Origin of the sequence: Aeromonas sp. FDAARGOS 1411 (assembly GCF_019047125.1) — a bacterium.
In the GTDB taxonomy this organism is placed as follows: Bacteria; Pseudomonadota; Gammaproteobacteria; order Enterobacterales; family Aeromonadaceae; genus Aeromonas; species Aeromonas veronii.
Genome location: NZ_CP077214.1, coordinates 243040 through 258808 on the forward strand (window position 1 = coordinate 243040; position 15769 = coordinate 258808).

At 59.6% G+C, this 15769-nt stretch carries 14 protein-coding genes and 9 tRNA genes; 3 read left to right on the forward strand and 20 right to left on the reverse strand.

Annotation, left to right across the window (positions count from 1 at the left end):
- Nucleotides 1–14: 14 nt before the first annotated feature.
- From I6L41_RS01015 to pnuC, 5 genes are all read right to left on the reverse strand, one after another.
- Entirely contained in the window at nt 15–416 is a 402-nt protein-coding gene (locus I6L41_RS01015; protein WP_047437940.1) for a DUF1622 domain-containing protein, read from the reverse strand.
- 67 nt (nt 417–483) lie between these two features.
- Nucleotides 484–807 carry a N(4)-acetylcytidine aminohydrolase gene (gene yqfB / locus I6L41_RS01020; RefSeq protein ID WP_216961341.1) on the reverse strand — a complete coding sequence of 108 codons (324 nt, stop codon included), beginning with the start codon at nt 805–807 and terminating at the stop codon, nt 484–486.
- 42 nt (nt 808–849) lie between these two features.
- Nucleotides 850–1521, reverse strand: coding sequence for a Crp/Fnr family transcriptional regulator (locus tag I6L41_RS01025; RefSeq protein ID WP_216961344.1), 672 nt, complete (start codon nt 1519–1521; stop codon nt 850–852).
- A 104-nt stretch (nt 1522–1625) separates the two neighbouring features.
- A complete protein-coding gene (locus I6L41_RS01030) occupies nt 1626–2351 on the reverse strand; it encodes a nucleoside phosphorylase (protein WP_216961347.1) in 726 nt (241 codons plus the stop codon).
- 3 nt (nt 2352–2354) lie between these two features.
- A complete protein-coding gene (gene pnuC / locus I6L41_RS01035) occupies nt 2355–3071 on the reverse strand; it encodes a nicotinamide riboside transporter PnuC (protein ID WP_216961350.1) in 717 nt (238 codons plus the stop codon).
- A 263-nt stretch (nt 3072–3334) separates the two neighbouring features.
- Between pnuC and I6L41_RS01040 the strand changes: the two genes are divergently transcribed.
- The gene (locus I6L41_RS01040; protein ID WP_216961353.1) at nt 3335–5167 is read left to right on the forward strand and encodes an SLC13 family permease; all 1833 of its coding nucleotides are present in this window, start codon (nt 3335–3337) and stop codon (nt 5165–5167) included.
- A 218-nt stretch (nt 5168–5385) separates the two neighbouring features.
- Here the strand turns inward: I6L41_RS01040 and I6L41_RS01045 are convergent.
- The 15 genes from I6L41_RS01045 to lolB all read right to left on the reverse strand — a co-directional run bounded on the left by I6L41_RS01045 (nt 5386) and on the right by lolB (nt 13197).
- Nucleotides 5386–5469, reverse strand: a tRNA-Leu gene (locus I6L41_RS01045).
- Between the two features lie 8 nt (nt 5470–5477).
- Nucleotides 5478–5554 (reverse strand) — tRNA-Met (locus I6L41_RS01050).
- A gap of 39 nt (nt 5555–5593) precedes the next feature.
- Nucleotides 5594–5668: transfer RNA gene (locus I6L41_RS01055), tRNA-Gln, on the reverse strand.
- Nucleotides 5669–5678: 10 nt separating this feature from the next.
- Nucleotides 5679–5755: transfer RNA gene (locus tag I6L41_RS01060), tRNA-Met, on the reverse strand.
- Nucleotides 5756–5794: 39 nt separating this feature from the next.
- Nucleotides 5795–5869: transfer RNA gene (locus I6L41_RS01065), tRNA-Gln, on the reverse strand.
- A gap of 41 nt (nt 5870–5910) precedes the next feature.
- A tRNA-Gln gene (locus tag I6L41_RS01070) sits at nt 5911–5985 on the reverse strand.
- Between the two features lie 41 nt (nt 5986–6026).
- Nucleotides 6027–6101, reverse strand: a tRNA-Gln gene (locus I6L41_RS01075).
- Between the two features lie 8 nt (nt 6102–6109).
- A tRNA-Met gene (locus I6L41_RS01080) sits at nt 6110–6186 on the reverse strand.
- A 235-nt stretch (nt 6187–6421) separates the two neighbouring features.
- Nucleotides 6422–7513 (reverse strand): redox-regulated ATPase YchF, encoded by a 1092-nt coding sequence (gene ychF, locus I6L41_RS01085; protein ID WP_216961356.1) that lies wholly within the window; start codon nt 7511–7513, stop codon nt 6422–6424.
- Between the two features lie 116 nt (nt 7514–7629).
- Nucleotides 7630–8226 carry an aminoacyl-tRNA hydrolase gene (gene pth / locus I6L41_RS01090; protein WP_005334960.1) on the reverse strand — a complete coding sequence of 199 codons (597 nt, stop codon included), beginning with the start codon at nt 8224–8226 and terminating at the stop codon, nt 7630–7632.
- A 218-nt stretch (nt 8227–8444) separates the two neighbouring features.
- The gene (locus I6L41_RS01095) at nt 8445–10433 is read right to left on the reverse strand and encodes a bifunctional UDP-sugar hydrolase/5'-nucleotidase (RefSeq protein WP_216961359.1); all 1989 of its coding nucleotides are present in this window, start codon (nt 10431–10433) and stop codon (nt 8445–8447) included.
- Between the two features lie 116 nt (nt 10434–10549).
- The gene (locus I6L41_RS01100; protein ID WP_005343846.1) at nt 10550–11497 is read right to left on the reverse strand and encodes a ribose-phosphate pyrophosphokinase; all 948 of its coding nucleotides are present in this window, start codon (nt 11495–11497) and stop codon (nt 10550–10552) included.
- Nucleotides 11498–11694: 197 nt separating this feature from the next.
- A tRNA-Gln gene (locus I6L41_RS01105) sits at nt 11695–11769 on the reverse strand.
- Nucleotide 11770: 1 nt separating this feature from the next.
- A complete protein-coding gene (gene ispE, locus I6L41_RS01110; protein ID WP_118854712.1) occupies nt 11771–12619 on the reverse strand; it encodes a 4-(cytidine 5'-diphospho)-2-C-methyl-D-erythritol kinase in 849 nt (282 codons plus the stop codon).
- Nucleotides 12619–13197 carry a lipoprotein insertase outer membrane protein LolB gene (gene lolB, locus I6L41_RS01115; RefSeq protein WP_149152391.1) on the reverse strand — a complete coding sequence of 193 codons (579 nt, stop codon included), beginning with the start codon at nt 13195–13197 and terminating at the stop codon, nt 12619–12621. The genes ispE and lolB overlap by 1 nt, the downstream gene beginning before the upstream one ends.
- A 126-nt stretch (nt 13198–13323) precedes the next feature.
- Here lolB and hemA point away from each other — a divergent pair, with 126 nt between their 5' ends.
- Both hemA and prfA read left to right on the forward strand, forming a co-directional pair.
- On the forward strand, nt 13324–14580 hold the full coding sequence (gene hemA, locus I6L41_RS01120; RefSeq protein ID WP_216961363.1) for a glutamyl-tRNA reductase: 1257 nt from the start codon (nt 13324–13326) through the stop codon (nt 14578–14580).
- Nucleotides 14581–14635: 55 nt separating this feature from the next.
- Entirely contained in the window at nt 14636–15724 is a 1089-nt protein-coding gene (prfA, locus tag I6L41_RS01125; RefSeq protein WP_005353897.1) for a peptide chain release factor 1, read from the forward strand.
- Nucleotides 15725–15769: the final 45 nt, after the last annotated feature.

Consider the following 15769-nt stretch of genomic DNA (forward strand, 5'->3'; position numbering starts at 1 on the left):
TGCAGAAATACAGGTTATTGAGCAGCCTTGGCCTGCTCGCTGCGCTGCTCCTGCTGGCGTTCTGCCTTCTCTTGTTGGCGCTCCGCTTGTGCTTCCAGCTCCTTGCCGAGGAAGTAGTTCAGGAAGGTGCGGATCACCGCGATGATGGCGAGGCGGATCAGCTCCTCCTTGCTCGGTGCGACCGTGGTGGCCAGGATGTCGGCGGCGAGCTGGAACTCCAGCGCCAGAATAAGCCAGCTGCCAAAACAGAGGCGAATGCGCGGAAAGCCGGGTTGGTGATCCCGCACTCTTGCCGCCAGCCAGAGGGTCTTGCCAAGGCCAATGACCACACAGGCGATGGAGATGATCTCCAGCAGCAGCTGGAACAGCTCGACCCCGTGCATCATCCCCTCTTTCAGGCTTGCTATCTCAAACACTCGGGTCACCTCCCTGATTCAAAAGAGGACACTATTAACACATCGCTCGACAAAGGCCAAATCCGGCTCAGGCAATCATTTTGAATTCAATCACATAGAGCGGCGACAGAGCGGGGTAGATATCGCGGATCACCTGTTTGAGCTCGGGGAGGGTCATGTTCTCCTGACGGGCGTGCTCCTCATTCAGTTCATCGAAGGCCACTGCGTTGACGGAGAGCACTTCTATGGTGCCAAAGGGCTGGTGTTCCGGGTTGGTAAACAGCGCCAGACGTTGGCCGGGCTGCCAGTTGGCCTCGCTCTCGTCGCGGATGGTGATGGTCTTGCGGCCCGCCTGAATATCGGCGACGAAGCGGCTGAAGAAGGTGAATTCGGGATAGGGATGGGCAGACATGGTGACTCCTGACAGGGTGAATCGAAATGAGGTGAATGGAAATCAAAGATCGAGATAGGCGCGCAGTCTGGCCAGATCGGCGATAACGGGGCCATCGCTGCCGTCGGCAACTATGCCCTGTTCGACCAGCTCCTTGAGGGCGCGGCGGTAGACCCGCTCTGTGGTGCCGAAGCGCGCCGCCTCATGGGCCCGCTTGCGCGATCCCAGCATCGGAGTGCGCTGGCGTTCTCGCCACAACTCGTAGGCGATGTTGTAGGCAATAGGGTGGAGCAGCCGGCTGGTGGTGATCTCCAGGGTATCAAGATAGTCGCTGGCAAGTGCGGCGGCGAAAAAGAGGGTCAACTCAGGTTCTGCCAGCAGGCGCTGGGCCAGCTTGTGGGCGCAGATGACCCGGGCATCCAGCTCGGTCTCGGCCGCCACGTTCCACTGCACCGAGGTGGCGCTGAAGAACTCCATCTCGCCGAAGATCTGGCTGTGACACTCAATCTCGCCGAGCTGGAAGATGCGGCCCGAGTGCACCGTACTGTTGAGGGAGACCCGGCCATGTTCGACCAGATAGAGCTGCTCGCTCTGCTCCCCCTGCCGCATGATCAATTCGTCCGGCAGGTAGCGGCGCAGAAACAGGGTGCACGCTTCCAGCGCCGCCGCAAAGCGGGGTTCCAGTTTGGCGAGTTCGGCGTGAAAACGGCCGAGGGGATAGGGCTGTTGCTGCATGACGTACCTGTCGCACCGATGACGAGGGCCATGAGGCTAGCAAGAGTGCGGGCCGGATACCAGCCCGCACGGTAGCGGATGTGCCGTAGTTAACGGTTTGCGGTTTATTGTGCCAACGCGTGGAGGGCGGCCGCGATGGCTTGCTGCTCACCGGCCATCATCGCCTGCTCGGCGTTGGCGTACTCCTTGACCCCATCTTGCACATCCTGTTCGAACAGCACCACGTTGCAGAGCACGGCGGCGACCCGCACCTTGCGCAGGCGACCCACGGTCAGCAGGGAGGCGGTCTCCATATCGGCACCGAGCACGCCACGGGCATGCCAGTAGCGGCACACCTCCTGCTCATCATCCCGATAGAAGCTGTCGTGGGAGCGTACCAGCCCGTGCCAATGAGGCTGGCTGCTAGTGGCCACATGGTTGAGCAGGGCCGCTTGCAGCCAGATATCGGCGCAGGCGGGGTACTCGGCGGGCAGATAGGCCTGTGAAGCGCCCTCATTGCGTACCGCCCCTTCCACCACGATAAGGTCGCCAAGGCCGATGTCGTGTTGCAGGGCACCGGCGGAGCCGACCCGAATGAGCGAGTGGGCACCGGCTTGCACCAGCTCCTCCAGCGCGATGATGGCCGAGGCGCCGCCAATGCCGGTGCTGCAAACCGTGATGGGCAGCCCCTGATAGCGGCCGTTGATGAGGCGAAACTCCCGGTTTTGCCCCAGCACTTCACACTGTTCGAGCTGGCTGGCGATGCGATCGACCCGGGCCGGGTCGCCGCACAGTACCACCCGCTCGGCAATCTGGTCGGGGCGGCACTGGAGATGGGGTAACAGACTCATGGCTTACAGACCTTGTGGCTGGCGCTTGGCGGCAATCACCCAGAGGCGAGTGCCGTTGGTGGCGATAAACAGCAGGAGCAGGTATTCGAGCGACATGGCGTAGACGCCCTGCGCGGCATAGACACCGATGCTGATGATGTTGATGACGACCCAGAGGATCCAGTTCTCCACGTATTTGCGGGTCATCAGGATCTGGGCGACCACCGAGAGCACCGTCATGCTGGCATCCCAGAACGGGAAGGCATCGGGGGATGGCTCGGGGGTAGCAAGGTTGGCACCAAACAGGTTGAGCAGGGAGACCGAGGTGCGTGCCAGGGTGGCGAAGACCGGGTCGATATAGCGGGTCAGCAGAGCGATGGCCAGCACGCTCACGGCGGCGGTCACCATCAGTTTGGATCTGCTGAGCCAGCGGATCTGCAGGGTATCCCCCTGATCGTTGGCCGGGCGGGTCCAGGCGTACCAGCCGTAGACGTTGGCGCAGAAGAAGAACAGCTGCAGCATCAACAGTCCGTAGAGCTGGATCTGGAAGAAGATGATGGCAAACAGGGTGACGTTGATAAGACCGAACAGGTAGTTGATGGTCTTCTCCTGACTGGCGAACCAGATGCAGGCCAGCCCGAACAGGGTACCGATGGCTTCAATCCATGACATGGCATAGCCGCCACCCAGCGGGATGGTCACTAGGGTGTTATTGATGCTGAACAGCTCGAATATGCTCATTTTCTGATCCTTGGGCATGAGGGTTAGTATGCGAGGGCGCCATTCTAAGGGGTGAGGGGGAGGAGGGGCAGGACTTTTGTCCGCCCCGTACTTGGCCCATATCAAAGAAATCGCCGCTGCTGCCCGGTTATTCCAGCAGTGATGGGTTATGGGGTCCCGATGGGCCGGACTTTATTGATATTTAGCAAGATGATAGCGCCGTGGCTGTGGTCTGATAGAGTCCACTCTCCGGGAGGAGAATCACGTGATAAAAGGAGGTTGTATTGAATTCCGAGCTTGTCTGGGTGCTCTGTCTGCTGGCTGGCGCCATCTATCTTTTTATGACCAACAAGGTGCGCATGGACGTGGTCGCCCTGTTGATCATTATCCTCTTTGTGCTGAGCGGCACCCTCACCCTGCCGGAGGCGCTGGCGGGCTTTAGCGATCCCAACGTCATTCTGATTGCCGCCCTGTTTGTGGTGGGGGAGGGGCTGGTGCGCACCGGCATCGCCTATCAGGTGGGGGATGCATTGGTGAAGGTGGCGGGCAGCAGCGAGACCAAGCTGCTGGTGTTGCTGATGGTAGCGGTGGCGAGTCTGGGGGCTGTGATGAGCAGCACCGGGGTGGTGGCCATCTTTATCCCGGTGGTGCTGAGCGTGGCGAACCGGATGGGGATCCCGGCTGGTCGCCTGATGATGCCCCTCGGCTTTGCCGGGCTGATCAGCGGCATGATGACGCTGGTGGCCACGCCCCCCAACATGGTGGTCAACAGCGAGCTGATGCGCCACGGCATACATGGTTTCGGGTTTTTCGATTTCACCCCCATGGGCGTGCTGATCCTGGGACTGGGCATCCTCTACATGCTGCTGGTGCGCGGCTCCCTGGTGGGCGAGGGGGAAGAGGGCAAGGGCAAGCCGACCGGGCGCCGCACCCTGCGCGATCTGATCCGAGACTACCGACTGGCCGGTAGGGCCCGTCGTCTGGCGCTGCGGCCGGACTCCCCACTGATTGGTCACACCCTGGACGAGCTGCAACTGCGCGCCCGTTATGGTGCCCACGTCATCGGGGTGGAGCGCTGGCGCAAGTTCCGCCGGGTGATGGTGCCGGTGTCGGGGATCAGTGAATTTCAGGCCAAGGATGTGCTGCTGATCGACATGTCAGACCCCGAGGTGGATGTGCGGGCGTTTTGCACCGAGGCGCGGCTTGAACCCATGATCCTGCGCGGGGAGTATTTCTCCGAGCAGGCGCGGGAGGTGGGGATGGCCGAGGTGTCGCTGATCCCTGAGTCCAAGCTGCTGGGTAAAAGCGTGCGTGAGGTGACCTTCCGCTCCAGCTATGGCCTGAGCGTGGTGGGGCTGCGCCGCGATGGTGAGGCACTGGCAGGCAAGCTGGTGGATGAGCCGCTGCAGATGGGAGACACCCTGCTGGTGGTAGGGAACTGGAGCCACATCAGACAGTTGCAGACCCATAGCCGCGACTTTCTGCTGATGGGGCTGCCCGCCGAAGTGGACGAGATGGCCCCCGCCCGCAGCCAGGCTATTCATGCCCTCTTCTGTCTTGGAGTGATGATCCTGCTGATGGTGACCGATCCTGTGCCCAACGTGATTGCCGCGCTGATCGCCTGTCTGCTGATGGGCAAGTTTCGCTGCATCGACATGGAGAGTGCCTACAAGTCGATCCACTGGCCGACCCTGATCCTCATCGTCGGCATGCTCCCCTTTGCGCTGGCGCTGCAAAAATCCGGCGGGGTGGATCTGATCGTCGGTGGTCTGATCAATGTGGTAGGGGAGATGGGGCCGCGGGTCATGCTGGCCAGCCTGTTTGCCCTCTGCGCGGTGATCGGGCTCTTCATCTCCAACACCGCGACTGCTGTGCTGATGGCACCCATTGCGCTGGGCACGGCGCAACAGATGGGGGTATCACCCTATCCGTTTGCCATGACCATTGCCATCGCCGCCTCGGCCGCTTTTATGACGCCGGTCTCGTCACCGGTGAATACTCTGGTGCTGGGGCCGGGCAACTACAAGTTTGCCGATTTTATCCGTATCGGGGTGCCATTCACCCTGTTGGTGATGGCGGTCAGTGTGGTAGCGATCCCCTGGTTCTTCCCATTCTGATAACCGGGATGATGAATGTGTGCACCAGCGGCCTGCGGGCCGCTTTTTTATGGCCGGGAGACAAGAGTGGCAAGGCGTGCTCGGAATCAGTGAAGAGTGATGTGGACGGGAATTAACGTGGAGCTGGGTTAATAGAGGAGCGAGAGAAAAACTGGGGAGAGGCAAATTTCAGATACAAAAAAACCAGCGTGAGCTGGTCTGTTTGGTACTGCTATTAATGGTGCGGAAGGAGAGACTCGAACTCTCACGCCTAGGGCGCCAGAACCTAAATCTGGTGCGTCTACCAATTTCGCCACTTCCGCAATATTAATGGTGGCTATGACGGGATTCGAACCTGTGACCCCCGCATTATGAGTGCGATGCTCTAACCAACTGAGCTACATAGCCGTTTGTTATCGACCACTGATGTGGAAGAGAACAGAAAAATGGCTGGGGTACTAGGATTCGAACCTAGGGATGGCGAGATCAAAACCCGCTGCCTTACCGCTTGGCGATACCCCAACAGAAATAATGGTGGCTATGACGGGATTCGAACCTGTGACCCCCGCATTATGAGTGCGATGCTCTAACCAACTGAGCTACATAGCCGTTTGTTATCAACCACTGATGTGGAAGAGAACAGAAAAATGGCTGGGGTACTAGGATTCGAACCTAGGGATGGCGAGATCAAAACCCGCTGCCTTACCGCTTGGCGATACCCCAACAGTGATGCCTGACAGAAACTATCAAACACGTTTCAAAAATGGCTGGGGTACTAGGATTCGAACCTAGGGATGGCGAGATCAAAACCCGCTGCCTTACCGCTTGGCGATACCCCAACAGTGATGCCTGACAGAAACTATCAAACACCTTTCAAAAATGGCTGGGGTACTAGGATTCGAACCTAGGGATGGCGAGATCAAAACCCGCTGCCTTACCGCTTGGCGATACCCCAACTAGATATGGTGGCTATGACGGGATTCGAACCTGTGACCCCCGCATTATGAGTGCGATGCTCTAACCAACTGAGCTACATAGCCAACCTTGCTTCCGGTGAGTCGTTACCTCGTCACCGTGCGGGCCGAATTATGCGTATCTGGCTCTGGGGCGTCAACCCTTTTTTTGCCAGAAAAACGCAATTTGAGTGCGTTTGACCAGTTATTGGTCTCTGTTGCGCAAAAGCCCAACAATCTGGTTTTTTTTAAGACATAGCCATCATTGCCTCGGCAATGACAGATAAAAAAACAGGCCAGCAAATGCTGGCCTGTCATGGGATTAGACGTTGAACAGGAAATTCATGATATCGCCATCTTTGACGACGTAATCTTTCCCTTCAGCGCGCATCTTGCCCGCTTCCTTGGCGCCTTGCTCACCCTTGTAGTTGATAAAGTCTTCAAAGGCGATGGTTTGGGCGCGAATAAAGCCTTTTTCAAAGTCAGTGTGGATCTTGCCAGCCGCTTGCGGGGCAGTAGCACCGACCGGAATAGTCCAGGCGCGTACCTCTTTCACACCGGCGGTGAAGTAGGTCTGCAGGTTGAGCAGCTGGTAGCCGGAGCGGATAACACGGTTCAGGCCCGGCTCTTCGATGCCAAGGTCAGCCATGAACTCGGCGCGATCTTCGTCGTCCAGTTCGGCAATGTCGGCTTCAATAGCACAGCAGACGACCACGACAACCGCGTTCTCGGCGGCGGCGATTTCACGCACCTTGTCCAGATAGGGATTATTCTCGAAGCCATCTTCCGCCACGTTGGCGATATACATGGTGGGTTTCAGGGTCAGGAAGTTGAGGTGGCTCACGGCGGCCAGCTCTTCTTTATCCAGCTTCATGCCGCGGATCATCTGACCGTTTTCCAGCGCGACCTTGATCTTCTCCAGGGTTTCGACTTCCAGCTTGGCATCCTTGTCGCCGCCTTTGGCGCGCTTGGACTGACGGTGAATGGCGCGCTCGCAGGCGTCCAGATCCGACAGGGCCAGCTCGGTGTTGATCACTTCGATGTCGTCGGCAGGGGAGACCTTGCCGGCAACGTGAATGATGTTCTCGTCGTCGAAGCAGCGCACTACGTGGCCGATCGCTTCGGTTTCACGGATGTTGGCCAGGAACTGGTTACCCAGACCTTCACCCTTGGAGGCACCGGCAACCAGACCGGCGATGTCGACGAATTCCATGGTGGTCGGCACAACGCGCTGCGGATTGATGATGGCAGCCAGCTGATCGAGGCGGGGATCCGGCATCGGCACCACACCTGTGTTCGGCTCGATGGTGCAGAAGGGGAAGTTGGCGGCTTCGATACCGGCCTTGGTCAGCGCGTTGAACAGGGTGGATTTGCCTACATTGGGCAGGCCCACGATACCGCATTTAAAACCCATGGATTGTTACCTTACTTGATGGATGCTGTTGGGGGTCGCCCGCAGGCGGCCCATGTCATGCTTGTTCTGGTCGTTGCTCATGTACCGGCACAATGCCCGTACAGGGTCAAACCGACCTAACCCTTTTCAGCCTTGAAGCTGTGCAAGCGATTCATGGCCTTGGTCATATCTTGTTTGAACAGGATGTCGGTGGCGCGCAGAGACTCGTCCAGCGCGGCGTCGATCAGGTTCTGTTCACTGCTGGGGGCCTTGGTCAGGACGAAGCCAGCCACCTGCTCTTTGCTGCCGGGATGGCCGATCCCGAGACGCAGCCGGAAGAAGTTATTGTTGTTGCCCATCTTGGCGATGATGTCCTTGAGGCCGTTATGGCCACCGTGACCACCACCCTGCTTGAACTTGGCGATGCCTGGCGGCAGATCCAGTTCGTCATGGGCCACCAGCATCGCTTCCGGCTCAATCTGATAAAAACGTGCCAGTGCGGCCACCGCCTTGCCAGAGAGGTTCATATAGGTGTTCGGGATGAGCAGCCGCACATCCTGCCCCTCGACCAGGATGCGGGCAGTATGGCCGAAGAACTTGGGTTCTTCACGCAGGCTGACATTGTGCCAGCGGGCCAGTTGCTCCACATACCAGGCGCCCGCATTGTGGCGGGTCTTGGCATATTCCGGGCCGGGGTTGCCCAGTCCGACGATCAGTTTGATTTCGCTTGTCACGCTTGATGTCTTCACTCGCAGCTGCCGTGGGCACACTACCCAGGGCAATAGGACGCAATATTCTAGCCGCCGAGTGGCGATCACTCAACCAATGCGCATGTTATGGCGGGATTTGCAGCATTATTGCGGCCAATGGGTGGCTAACGGTGGGCAAACAGGCCTCTTGCAAGAGGCCCGTTTCATCTTACCGATGGATTATGCCCGGTTGACTACCGTCGTTATTTGGCACGCAGCAGGGTGACGGTCTCTTCATCCAGTGCGGTCAGGGTGGGACGGGCATCGCGCACATACTCCACGAAAGAGGCTGCATCGGTGCCGCAATCCACGCCGCTGGCTTTGCAATCGAGGGCCTGGCCCGGGGCATAGACGGCGCTCAGCAGTTCACCGTTTTGTGCCACCTTCAGCACAGGGAAGGCGGTCAGCTTGCCATTGACGCTGGCGATATCGACCCGCTCGCTCTGGTGGCGCTGGGCATTGGCCAGTGCCTGCCAGCCATCGTTGCCGTTGGCGCTGTAGGCGTTCATCACCACCCGATAGCGCTGGCTATCCACCAGATCCTGCCACTCGCCGCTTGCGGTCTTGCGCTGCAATTGGGTCAGGGTGCCCGCTTTGCCTGCGTCGGTCTCCTGGAAGGTGTAACGCAGGTGGCCGCCATAGGGGAACTTGCCGGCATGGGCGCTGGCGGGCAGGGTGGCTGTGATGGTCTCGGTCAGCAGGGCGCGCACCTCGGCGCCAGTCAGGGTCAGCACCGAGAGCTGGTTCTTGAACGGCAGCAGGGTGAGGGCACTATCCCCCTCGCGCCATTCGCCAGCAGGCAGGTCAGCGCGCACGCCGCCAACAGCCACCAGAGAAAAATCGACCGGGCCGCCGGTCAGGGCTTGCACTGCTGGGGTATTGGCCCAGTAGAACTCCCCTTCGGCAACCAGCGGCGCGACATCTGAGCCGTGGCTGTCGCTGCCGTTGTCACCGGGACGACGGGCATTTTGCAGCTGGGCGGGGATGGTGCCGATCACCGGGCCGTAGGCTTTCTCCAGCGCCGGTTTGTAGTGGCTGTCGATGATGCCGCGCAGGCGCGGATCTTCATCCACGGTCACCAAATTGGGCTGGTTGTCGACAAACTGGCTCGCCTCTTTGCTGCGGGCGTCGTCGAGTGCTTGCTTGCGCGCCGCATCGGCGAAGAAGTCGCGGCTCGCCAGCAGGCTGTTGTGGCCCTGGCAGTCGGTCACCTGACCCTGGCTGTCAAAGGTCACCTGTGCCAGACCGATGGCCTGGGCGTAGGAGCCTGCCTGCACCACGCAGGTTTTGCCGATGCCGTCCGGATTGGTCACCAGCTTGGCGTAATCGCCGGTCTTGCCCCAGCCGATATTGCGAAAATCGCCGAGCAGGCTGTGGGAGTGGCCGCCGACGATGGCATCGAGGCCGTTTACCTTGGCCGCCAGTGCCAGATCCCGCTCGTTGCCGATGTGGGTCAGCGCCACGATCTGATGGATCCCCTTGGCTTGCAGCATGTCGACCGTGGCCTGAGCCGAGGCGACCTCTTTGCCAAAGCGCAGCTTGCCGACGTTGGGGGCGATATTGCCCATGTCTTCCAGCACCAGACCGATGACGGCGACCAGCTGTTTGCCTTGCGGCAGGTTGTCGAGATCGGTGACCGGGCTCTTCTGGTTGCCGTCAAAGGCGTAGACCACGAAGGGCTTGAGGTTGTCAGCCTTGCTGAGGGCCGGATCGGCCTTGGTGTCGAGGTTGGCGGCCAGCACCGGGAAGTTGACCCCCTCGATGAAGCGGGCCAGCTTCTGGTTATCCAGATCGAACTCGTGGTTGCCCAGCGCCATGGCATCGAGGCCGAACTGGCTCAGCAACTCGGCGTTGGCCATCCCCTCGTTGAGCTTGAAGTAGCCGCTGCCCTGCCAGGCATCGCCACCGTGCAGCAGCAGCAAGGGCTGGTTCTTGGCCAGCGCATCGGCTTGATAGGCTTTCGCCATGGTCAGCAGGCGCGGATAACCGCCAAAGCGGGTATAGAGGGTGTCCGTCTCCCCCAGCGGGGCAAAGATCTGCCCTTTGATCTCCGCATTGACCGGATCAAACTGGGAGTGGGTGTCGTTCATGTGAGCCAGGGTCAGCACGAAGGGCGGGTTCTCTTTGGCGGGCTGACAGGCGAACAGGGCGGAGGTGAGGGTCGCGAGCAGGAGGGGACGCAAGCAATTCATGGGTAAATCCTTAAGCCTGCCGGGGGCAGGGTCGTACCAGATAGCAGAAAGTTGGAAAGAGAAGGTCCAGAAAGACGAAAACCGCCTGATGGCGGTTTTCGTTATTGCTGAATCTATCAATGCTCAAACATGGCAGAGATGGACTCTTCGTTGCTGATGCGACGAATGGCTTCGGCCAGTACAGTTGACAGCGTCAGCTGCTTGACCTTGCCGACCGCTTTCATCTCCGCAGTGAGCGGGATGGAGTCGGTGATGATCAGTTCATCGATCACGGAGTTCTTGATGTTCTCGACGGCAGAGCCGGAGAAGACCGGGTGAGTGGCGTAAGCGAATACGCGCTTGGCACCGCGCTCTTTCAGGGCCTCTGCGGCTTTGCACAGGGTGCCGCCGGTGTCGATCATGTCATCAACGATGATGCAGTCGCGGCCGGCAACGTCACCGATGAGGTGCATAACCTGGGAGACGTTCGGGCGGGGACGGCGCTTGTCGATGATGGCGATGTCGGTGTCATCCAGCAGCTTGGCGATAGCGCGGGCACGCACGACGCCACCGATGTCCGGGGAGACAACGACAGGAGACTCGAGGTTCTTGGACTTCATGTCTTCCAGCAGCACCGGGCTACCGAACACGTTGTCTACCGGAACATCGAAGAAACCTTGAATTTGCTCGGCATGCAGGTCAACGGTCAGCACGCGATCCACACCGACGCTGGAGAGGAAGTCAGCGACAACCTTGGCGGTGATGGGGACACGGGCGGAGCGGACGCGACGGTCCTGACGGGCATAACCAAAGTAGGGGATAACGGCAGTGATACGGCCAGCTGAAGCACGACGCAGAGCATCCACCATGACGATCAATTCCATCAAATTGTCGTTGGTCGGGGCACAGGTGGATTGAATGATGAAGATATCGCCACCACGTACATTCTCATTGATCTGTACGCTGATCTCGCCGTCGCTAAAGCGACCTACGGCAGCATTGCCGAGTTTGATAAACAGGCGATCTGCGATCTTCTGGGCTAGTTCCGGCGTTGCGTTACCAGCAAACAGCTTCATGTCAGGCACGGTTTGAAACCTCGGGGTTGCATCCAGTATGTGGGGGAGTCTGAAATCAGACCCTATCGTTTTGGGGCAAACGATTTATCAAGATAACGTACAAGGTGTCTGCTGCCCAATGATTGTGATGATACCGGTAACCCGAATCCGTGGCCGAGTGCAAAACCGGCCACGTTAATCACAACGCATCATTGATACTTGGGAATTGGCTGGGGTACTAGGATTCGAACCTAGGAATGGCGAGATCAAAACCCGCTGCCTTACCGCTTGGCGATACCCCAATCATTTGAACTGTTGCAATGTGGAGAAGAGAGGTGATATGTTCTCGCCCTTGGCGACAAACCCATCAAGTCCCTTCGGCACGCAGGCCAACACTTCCCGAGCAGTCACTTCGTCTTCAAATTGAGCAAAGACGCAGGCTCCTGTGCCCGTCATTCTTGACGGCGCGTATTCTAGCAACCAGCCGAGCGCATTGGCAACCTCGGGGTGGCGCTTTTTCACCAGTGATTCGCAATCGTTTTTCCACTCGCCTTCCAGCAGGTTGTCCAGCGCCATTTTTGGCGTGGCTCTCGGCAGGTCCGGATCCTGGAATACGGCCGCGGTCGCCACATGGCAATCGGGCTTGAGCACCAGATACCAGGCATCGGGCAGTTCGACCGGTTGCAGCCGCTCGCCCACTCCTTCGGCAAAGGCCGCCTTGCCACGGACAAACACCGGCACATCGGCCCCCAACTGGACGCCAAGTGCTGCCAGTTCATCTTCACTCAAACCCGCTTGCCAGAGGTGGTTAAGCGCTACCAGCGTGGTCGCTGCATCGGATGAACCGCCGCCAATGCCGCCCCCCATGGGTAGCACTTTCTCCAGCCGGATATGGGCACCTTGCGGGCTCGGCAGGGTTGCTTGCAGCAGGCGCGCCGCCCGGATAATCAGATTCTGCTCATCCGGCACCCCGGGAATGGCCGGCGTCAGGGTGAGAGTGTCGCTATTCGGTATCACCTCGAACTCGAGCCAGTCGCTGTGGTTGAGGAAGATAAACAGGGTCTGCAGCTCGTGATAGCCATCGGGACGACGGCCATTGACGTGTAGAAACAGGTTGAGTTTGGCCGGTGCCGGCCAGCGTGTGGAAGCCATTAACGTACAAGAGTCCATTGGTTGATCTGAAGCTTGAGGCGGCTGTTCTGGCCGGTCATGGTCAGCTGGTGCGGCAGGCGGTAGCCATCCTGATCCCGATAATCGCCATAGACGATCTGCCACTGGCCGTCGCGCACGCTGGCCAGACTGCTGTCGGGGTTGAGTTCAAACTCCGCCTGACCCGGCAGCCCCTTGATCCACTCCGGTAATCCCGCAACCGGAATATTCCAGCCGGTCAGTTGATAGATGAGCGCTTCGGCATCCTGGCTCTGGTGGCGATTGCCGTCGCTGTCGAGCAGGGTGATCTCCCCCTTGCTGCGGGAGAGCTCCAGAATGCTGGTGCCAATCAGACTGGTGAGGTTGAGGCGATAATCCTCGCCATCCTGCTGCCAGTTGAGACGGGCGCTGCCCTTTTGCTGGGGGGTGATGATGGCCATCTTGCCGGATAGCTGCCAGTGGGTCAGTTGCTCGAGACGGGTCCGCTCCTGGTTCCAGTTCACCTGGTCACGCTGGGGCTGGGTGGTGGCACAACCGGCCAGCAACAGCAGGCAGGTGAGGGTAAAAATACGTAGCAGCAAGAGACGGCTCCAGAGAGAGGAATTTGCCACAGTATACGGGGCGGCCGTATTGCTTTTAAAGACTTACCCTTTCTCGTACAATTGGCAGCCTTTGCACCCAGCGTATGAAATGATCGTCGCCCACTCATGAGTTTGCTTGCCCTCGGAATCAACCACAACACCGCCAGTGTCGCCTTGCGGGAACGGGTCGCCTTTGGCCCGGACTGCATCGATCGCGCCTTGCGTGAGCTGGTGAGCCAACCCGGTGTCAGCGAGGCGGTGATCGTCTCCACCTGCAACCGGACCGAACTCTATTGCAATCTGGAGGAGGAGCGGCAGGAGCAAGTGCTGCGCTGGCTGCAGCAGTTCCACGGGCTGGACGCGGCCGAACTGGTCACTGCCATCTATCAGCATCACGATGAAGAGGCGGTGCGCCACTTGATGCGGGTGGCGTGCGGGCTCGACTCGCTGGTGTTGGGGGAGCCGCAGATCCTGGGGCAGATCAAGCAATCCTACGCTCATGCCCAGCAGGCGGAGTCGGTGAAGGGGGCGCTGGAGCGGCTGTTCCAGAAATCCTTCTCGGTGGCGAAAAGAGTGCGTACCGATACCGAGATTGGCGCCAGTGCCGTGTCGGTGGCCTTTGCCGCCGTCAGTCTGGGTCGGCGGATCTTCTCCGATCTCTCCCAGACCAAGGTATTGCTGGTCGGGGCGGGGGAGACCATCGAACTGGTGGCCCGTCACCTGCGCGAGCAGAGCGTCACCAAGATGATGGTGGCCAACCGCACCTTGCAGCGCGCCCAGACCCTGGCAGCCGAATTCGGTGCCCAGGTGATGACGCTCGAAGAGATCCCCGACTATCTGCACGAGGCGGATATTGTCATCAGCTCGACCGCCAGCCCACTGCCCATCATCGGCAAGGGGATGGTGGAGCGCGCGCTGAAGGCCCGCCGCTTCAAACCCATGTTTCTGGTGGATATTGCCGTGCCGCGCGACATCGAAGCCGAAGTCGATGAGCTCTCCGATGCCTATCTCTACACGGTGGATGATTTGCAGGGGATCATTGAGCAGAACCTCGAAACCCGTAAACGGGCTGCCGCCCAGGCGGAAGTGATCGTGCAGGAAGAGCGCGACGAGTTTATGGGCTGGTATCGTGGCCAGAGCTCGGTCGACCTCATTCGCGATTACCGCCATCAGTCCCAGCAAGTGGCTGATGAAGAGTTGCAACGGGCCCTGCTGGCATTGGCGCAGGGCGAGAGTGCCGAACAGGCGCTCAAGGCGATGGCCCATCGCCTCACCAACAAATTGATCCACGCGCCGACCCAGGCGTTGCGCCAGGCTGCCTCCCAGGGGGATCAGAGCGAGCTCTCCCGCTTGCGGCAGGCGCTGGGGTTGTCACAAGAGTAATTTTTCGGGGCTACCATGCTGGTGGTCCCGTCCTCCATTTGAGATTGCAAGAGTTATGAATCCGTCACTGATCAGAAAGCTGGAAGGCCTCATCGAGCGCCACGAAGAAGTACAGGCCATGCTCGGCGAGCCGGATGTGGTCTCGGATCAGGATCGCTACCGCGCCCTGACCCGCGAATATGCCCAGCTGGAAGATATCGTTCACGCCTTCCAGCGTTACCGTCAGGCGCAGGATGATCTTGAGACCACCCAGATGATGCTGGAGGAGGATGATGCCGACCTGCGCGAGATGGCGCAGGAGGAGCTGCCGCTGGCCAAGGCCAATCTGGAGGCGCTGGAGCAGGAGCTGCAACTGATGTTGCTGCCCAAGGATCCCAAGGATGACAACAACTGCTATCTGGAGATCCGCGCCGGTGCCGGTGGCGACGAAGCGGCCATCTTTGCCGGTGACCTGTTCCGTATGTATTCACGGTTTGCCGAGCGTCAGGGCTGGCGCGTCTCCATCGTCAGCTGCAATGACGGTGAATACGGTGGCTACAAGGAGGTGATCGCCAAGATCGACGGCGAGCGCGTCTATGGCCGCCTCAAGTTTGAATCCGGTGGTCACCGGGTGCAGCGGGTGCCGGAGACCGAATCCCAGGGCCGGGTGCACACCTCCGCCTGTACCGTCGCCGTGCTGCCGGAAGTGCCGGAAGCCGAGCAGATCGAGATCAACCCTTCCGACTTGAAGATCGATACCTTCCGCGCCTCCGGTGCCGGTGGTCAGCACGTCAACAAGACCGACTCGGCCATCCGCATCACCCACCTGCCGACCGGTCTGGTGGTGGAGTGTCAGGACGAGCGCTCCCAGCACAAGAACCGCGCCAAGGCGATGTCGGTGCTCTCCGCCCGCCTGCAAGCGGCCGAGGATGAGCGCCACCGCGCCGCCGAGCAGAGCACCCGCCGTAATCTGGTGGGCTCCGGTGATCGCTCCGAGCGCATTCGTACCTACAACTACCCGCAGGGCCGCCTCTCCGAGCATCGCATCAACCTGACCCTCTATCGCCTCTCCGAAATTTTGGAAGGGGATCTGGACTGCGTCATCACCCCGCTGGTGCAGGAGTATCAGGCCGATCAGCTCGCCTCGCTGGCCGAGAACAACTGATGCAAATGGTGATTCGGCAAGCTCGCATTAAGTGTCGTGCCCATA

Coding starts and splice junctions, on each gene's coding strand:
- ychF (WP_216961356.1), bottom strand. CDS start 7,513: ATGGGTTTTAAATGCGGTATCGTGGGCCTGCCCAATGTAGGCAAATCC.
- I6L41_RS01025 (WP_216961344.1), bottom strand. CDS start 1,521: ATGCAGCAACAGCCCTATCCCCTCGGCCGTTTTCACGCCGAACTCGCC.
- I6L41_RS01095 (WP_216961359.1), bottom strand. CDS start 10,433: ATGAATTGCTTGCGTCCCCTCCTGCTCGCGACCCTCACCTCCGCCCTG.
- pnuC (WP_216961350.1), bottom strand. CDS start 3,071: ATGAGCATATTCGAGCTGTTCAGCATCAATAACACCCTAGTGACCATC.
- yqfB (WP_216961341.1), bottom strand. CDS start 807: ATGTCTGCCCATCCCTATCCCGAATTCACCTTCTTCAGCCGCTTCGTC.
- hemA (WP_216961363.1), top strand. CDS start 13,324: ATGAGTTTGCTTGCCCTCGGAATCAACCACAACACCGCCAGTGTCGCC.
- prfA (WP_005353897.1), top strand. CDS start 14,636: ATGAATCCGTCACTGATCAGAAAGCTGGAAGGCCTCATCGAGCGCCAC.
- ispE (WP_118854712.1), bottom strand. CDS start 12,619: ATGGCTTCCACACGCTGGCCGGCACCGGCCAAACTCAACCTGTTTCTA.
- I6L41_RS01030 (WP_216961347.1), bottom strand. CDS start 2,351: ATGAGTCTGTTACCCCATCTCCAGTGCCGCCCCGACCAGATTGCCGAG.